The 5,303-nt window shown below is 66.8% G+C and carries 1 protein-coding gene; it reads left to right on the top strand.

Translation table 11 applies throughout. From position 1 onward, the window contains the following. Window positions 1-56 precede the first annotated feature (56 nt). Window positions 57-5,225, top strand: a complete 5,169-nt coding sequence (locus CWS72_RS02325) for a tetratricopeptide repeat protein (RefSeq protein ID WP_158240471.1) — start codon at window positions 57-59, stop codon at window positions 5,223-5,225. Window positions 5,226-5,303: the final 78 nt, after the last annotated feature.

Raw genomic sequence — 5,303 nt, 5'->3', positions numbered from 1 at the left:
ACCGCAAGCAACGGCGCGCCGCCGCGAAACAGATCGCCCCGGGCCCGGAAGTCCGAGTGGCGTCCACGCCCGCCGAAAGCGGAGCGGACGTCTCGGGACGGTTCGCCGAGGCCGTCCGTCACCACCAGGCCGGCCGCCGGATCGAAGCCGAAAGCCTCTATCGGGCGATCCTGGCGGATCATCCCCGGCACGCCGAAAGCCTCAATCTTCTGGGCGTCGCCGCCGCGCAGGGGGGGCGCTACGACGAAGCCGTGCGCGCCATCGCGCAGGCAATCGCCATCAACGGAGAGAACGCCGCCTTCCACAATAATCTGGGCGAGACCCTGCGCTTGCAGAGCCGCTTCCCCGAGGCGGCGCGCGCGTTCGGCGCCGCCATCGTTCTGGCCCCGGGCTATGCCGAGGCCTGGAACAATCTCGGGGTGATCCGGCATGCCGCGGGTCTTCTGGAGGAGGCGACCCGTTATTACCGCAGGGCGCTCGACTGCCTGCCGAACTTCCCCGACGCCCTCGGCAACATCGGTGCCGCCTATCAGGAGCAGAATCGATGCGACCTGGCGGAAGTCCGCTACCGCCAGGCCATCGCTCTCAGACCTGATTTCGCCGAGGCGCACAACAACCTCGGAATGGTGTTGCTGACCCGCGGCGAATTCTCGGCGGGCTGGCACGAATATGAATGGCGGCGGCGGCTCGACAGTTTCCATGCCGTTCGTCCCTCCGGGAATCGACCGGAATGGGAAGGCGAAGACATTTCCGGACGAACCATCCTGCTTTATGGCGAACAGGGGCTGGGCGACTGCCTGCAATTCTCCCGCTTCGCCACGCCCATCGCGGCCCGGTGCGCCAAGGTCATCCTCCAGGTTCATCCGGTCCTCACCCGATTGCTGTCCAGCGTCGACGGCGTGGCGCAGGTGGTGGCCAAGGATGCCCCCCCTCCCTCTTCCGACGTCCAGCTTTCGCTGATGAGCGCGCCGCACCGCCTCGGCATCACCAAGGAGAGCATTCCCACGTCCGTTCCCTACGTCAGGCCGGATGCGGCCTCGGTGGAGAAATGGGCGGAGCGCGTGCGTCCGCTTCCCGGCCTGAAAGTCGGACTGGCCTGGGCGGGCGATCCCAGGCCTTACGACACGCGCGCCAATTCCATCGATCGACGCCGCAGCATGGCTCTCGCCGAATTGACACCTCTGCTCGCCTTGGCGGGAGTGAGCATGGTCAGCCTGCAAAAGGGTGAGAAAGCCCGGCAGATCTCCGACATCCCCCCGGCCCTTCGCCCCCTCGACTGGATGGACGAGATTTCCGACTTCGCCGATACGGCGGCCCTGGTGGCCAACCTCGATCTGGTGATTTCGGTCGACACTTCGGTCGCCCATCTGGCCGGCGCCATGGGCAAGCCGGTATGGATCGCGTCGCGCTTCGACGGCTGCTGGCGTTGGCTCGAAGACCGCGACGACAGCCCCTGGTATCCCTCCGCGCGCCTGTTCCGCCAAAAGGCCCCCGGTGACTGGACCGAGGTCGTCACCCGCATCGCCGCGACACTGAGCTCGGTTATCGAAGGGCACACCCCTCTCGCCGCCGCGCCCCCACTCCCCCATCCACCATCGACGCCGCGAAACGCTCCTTCTGGAGACGACGGGAAAACGCGGGCCAAGACGCTTTACGCGCAAGGAGTGGCCCTCCAGGGAGCGGGACGGCCGCTGGATGCCGAGGCGGCCTATCGGGCGGCGCTGGCCGCCGATCCCAATCACGCCGAAGCCCACAACAATCTCGGAAATATTCTCTCCAGCCAGGGCCGGCGCGACGAGGCGCTGGCATCGCTCCAGAAGGCCCTCGCCGTTCGCCCCGATTATGCCGAAGCCCATTACAACCGCGGCCTTCTGTTTCACAAGGAAGGGCGTCTGGCCGAGGCGAAAGCCGCCTATCTCGACGCCTTGCGCCACAAGGGCGATTTCCAGGAGGCGCTGATCAATCTCGGGGCGGCCCTGCAGGAACAGAACCGCCCGGCGGACGCCGAAATGATCCAGCGCGCCTGCCTGGCCGGACGACCGGGCGACGCCTTGTCCCTTCTCAACCTCAGCGTCGCCGTGAAGAATCAAGGCCGGGTGGAGGAAGCCCTCACCGCCAATCTGCGCGCCGTCATCTGCCAGCCCTCCTATGCCCTGGCCCACGTCAACCTGGGGCACATCCTGTTGCTGCGGGGGCTGTTCGAAGAGGGCTGGCGCGAATACGAATGGCGCTGGAAAGGGGGAACACCCGGCCTCACCCCGCGCTTTCCCGAGGAAAGGCGGTGGACCGGACAGGATCTTCGCGGCCGAACGCTCCTTTTCCATGCCGAGCAGGGATTGGGCGACAGCCTGCAATTCATCCGCTATGCGGCACTCTTCGCCCGGGCGGGGGCCTCCGTCATCGTCGAATGTCAGGCTCCCCTGGTGCGCCTGTTCAACGCCCAGGCGGGCATCGACCGGGTCATGGTCATGGAGACGGGCCTCGCCCCCTTCGACTTTCACCTTCCCATGATGAGCGCGCCGGGGGCACTCGGCACCCGGCTGGAAAACATCCCGGCGGAATGCCCCTATATCATCCCCGACGCCACCATGGCCGAGGCATGGGGCCGGCGGCTGTCCCGGTTGTCGGGCCTCAAAGTCGGCATCGTCTGGGCCGGCTCCCCCCGCCAGCACGATTATCGCCTGACCGCCGCCGACCGGCAGCGCAGCATCGAGATCACCCGGTTGACGCCGCTGCTCTCCCTGCCTGGAGTCAGTTTCGTCAGCTTGCAGAAAGGGGATCCGGCCAACCGGATCGACGATCTTCCGGCCGAACTGCGTCCGCTCGATCTGATGGCCGAGGTTTCCGACTTCGCCGACACCGCGGCCCTGGTGGCCAACCTCGACCTGGTCATCACCGTGGATACGGCGGTCGCCCATCTGGCCGGCGCCATGGGCAAGCCGGTGTGGATCGCGTCGCGCTTCGACGGCTGCTGGCGATGGCTCGAAGACCGCGACGACAGCCCCTGGTATCCCTCCGCGCGCCTGTTCCGCCAAAAGGCCCCCGGCGACTGGACCGAGGTCATCGGACGCATCCGCGACGCGTTGGCCGCGCACACCGGCCAGACGGACCATCGACCGGCTCCCCGCGCGGCAAACGACGACGCCACCGCCACGCGACTGCTGATGGAAGCCCGCACCCATCATCTGTCGGGACGTCTGGCCGAGGCGGAAACCGGCTATCGCCATCTTCTGGCGGCTTGGCCCGATCATCCCGACGGACTGCATCTTCTCGGCGCCGTCGCCCTGCAAACGCGACGTGACGGCCTGGCCGCCACCTTGATCCGCCGCTTCCTGGCGTTGGTTCCGGCAAGTCCCGAGGGACACAACAATCTGGGCAACGCCTACCGGGCTCAAGGGTGCCCCGACGCGGCGCAGGCAGCCTATCATCGCGCCTTGCGCCTCAAGGCGAACTATCCGGAAGCGCTGATCAATCTCGGCAAGACCTGGCTGGACCGGAAACGGCCGGACGAAGCGGAACGCGTCTTCCGCCAGGCGATCGCCGCGCGCCCCCTCGACCCGCACGCCCATTATTGCCTGGGCGTCGTCCTTCAAGAGCAAGGCCGTCCAGCCGAGGCCGCCACCGCCTACCGCGCGGTCCTGACTTTGGTTCCCGACGACGCCCAGACATTCAACAATCTGGGCAACGCCCTCAAGGATCAGGATCTCTTCGACCAGGCCATCGGCGCCCTGCGAACGGCCCTGCTGATCCGACCCGGCTACTGGGAGGCTCTCTATAATCTGGGCCTGGCATTTCAACATCATGGCCGGTTGCCGGAAGCGGTGGCCGCCTATCAGGCCGCCTTGTCGGTTCATCCCGACAGTTCCGAAATCAACACCAATCTCGGGAGCGCCCTGCGCGGCGCCGGCAGGCTCGCCGAAGCGGAGGCCGCGCAGCGAACCAGCATCGGGATCCGTTCCGATTATCCGAAGGCGCATAACAATCTGGGCATCGTCCTCAAGGAACAAGGCCGCCTGACGGAAGCCGTCGCCGCCTTCCGTCAGGCCCTTTCTCTCCATCCCGACTATGGCGAGGCCTATAACAATCTCGCCGTGACGCTGATGGAACTGCGCCGGCCGGATCTGGCGATCGCCGCCTACCGCTCGGCGATCACCTGCCGTCCGGACGACCCCGAACCGCAGAACAATCTGGGCGTGACGCTGCATCAGATGGGACGGCTGGAGGAGGCGATCTCAGCCTATGACCGTGCCGTCCTCCTCAACCCCCGCTATGCCGAAGCCCTGACCAACCGGGGCATGGCCCATCTGGCGAACGGCAATGACGAGAGCGGGTGGGACGACTATGAATGGCGCTGGAAAGGGGGGCTGGCCAATCTGGCGGAGCGCGATTTCAGCGAGCCCCGCTGGCAAGGCGAAGACCTGACGGGCCGAACCATCCTTCTGCATGGAGAACAGGGGTTCGGCGACGTCATCCAATTCGTCCGTTACGCTCCGCTCGTCGCCGCGCGGGGCGGCACCGTCGTCGTCGAGGCCTATCCGCCGTTGGCCCGCTTGCTGGACAGTCTCGACGGGACCTTGCGAATCGTGGCGGCCGGCGATCCCCTGCCGCCCTTCGACTGCCATCTTCCCCTGATGAGCCTACCGCATGTGATGGGAACGGCGATCGGCACCAGGCCGTCCATCGTGCCTTATCTGCGCGCCACGGCTGAGGATGTCGCCGCATGGCGCCATCGCCTCGCCGGACTGCGCAAGCCGCGAGTCGGGCTGGTCTGGGCCGGCAATCCGCGGCTACAGGATGCGGGCGCCCACGCCATCGATCGCCGGCGCAGCTTGCCATTGTCGCGCCTGGGCCCCCTTCTGTCTCTCCCCGGCATCGACTTCGTCAGTGTGCAGACGGGAATGGCGGCGGGTCAACTCGATGACGTCGCCCAGGCCCTCCGACCCGCCGATTTTTCCACCCACCTGGGGGACTTCGCCGATACGGCCGGGTTGCTCGCCAACCTGGACCTGCTCATTTCCGTCGACACCGCGCCGGCGCACCTGGCCGGGGCCATGGGCAAGCCGGTCTGGATCCTCTCGCGTTTCGACGGTTGCTGGCGCTGGGGACGCGGCCGGGAGGACAGCCCATGGTATCCGACGCTCCGATTGTTCCGCCAGATGGCCCCAGAAGATTGGGATGGCGTCGTCGAGCGCGTCACGGCAAGCCTGCGACAATGGATGGACTAATCGGTGACCGCAACCGGTCACCGAGCCCTCAATCGCCGGGCGGGGTGCCTCCGCACCCCTTGGCTTCGCGCCAACGAT

Origin of the sequence: Telmatospirillum siberiense, assembly GCF_002845745.1 — a bacterium.
GTDB lineage: Bacteria > Pseudomonadota > Alphaproteobacteria > Rhodospirillales > Magnetospirillaceae > Telmatospirillum > Telmatospirillum siberiense.
The sequence above is the reverse complement of the archived record's forward strand: the minus strand, read 5'-3'. Positions and strand labels throughout refer to the sequence as shown.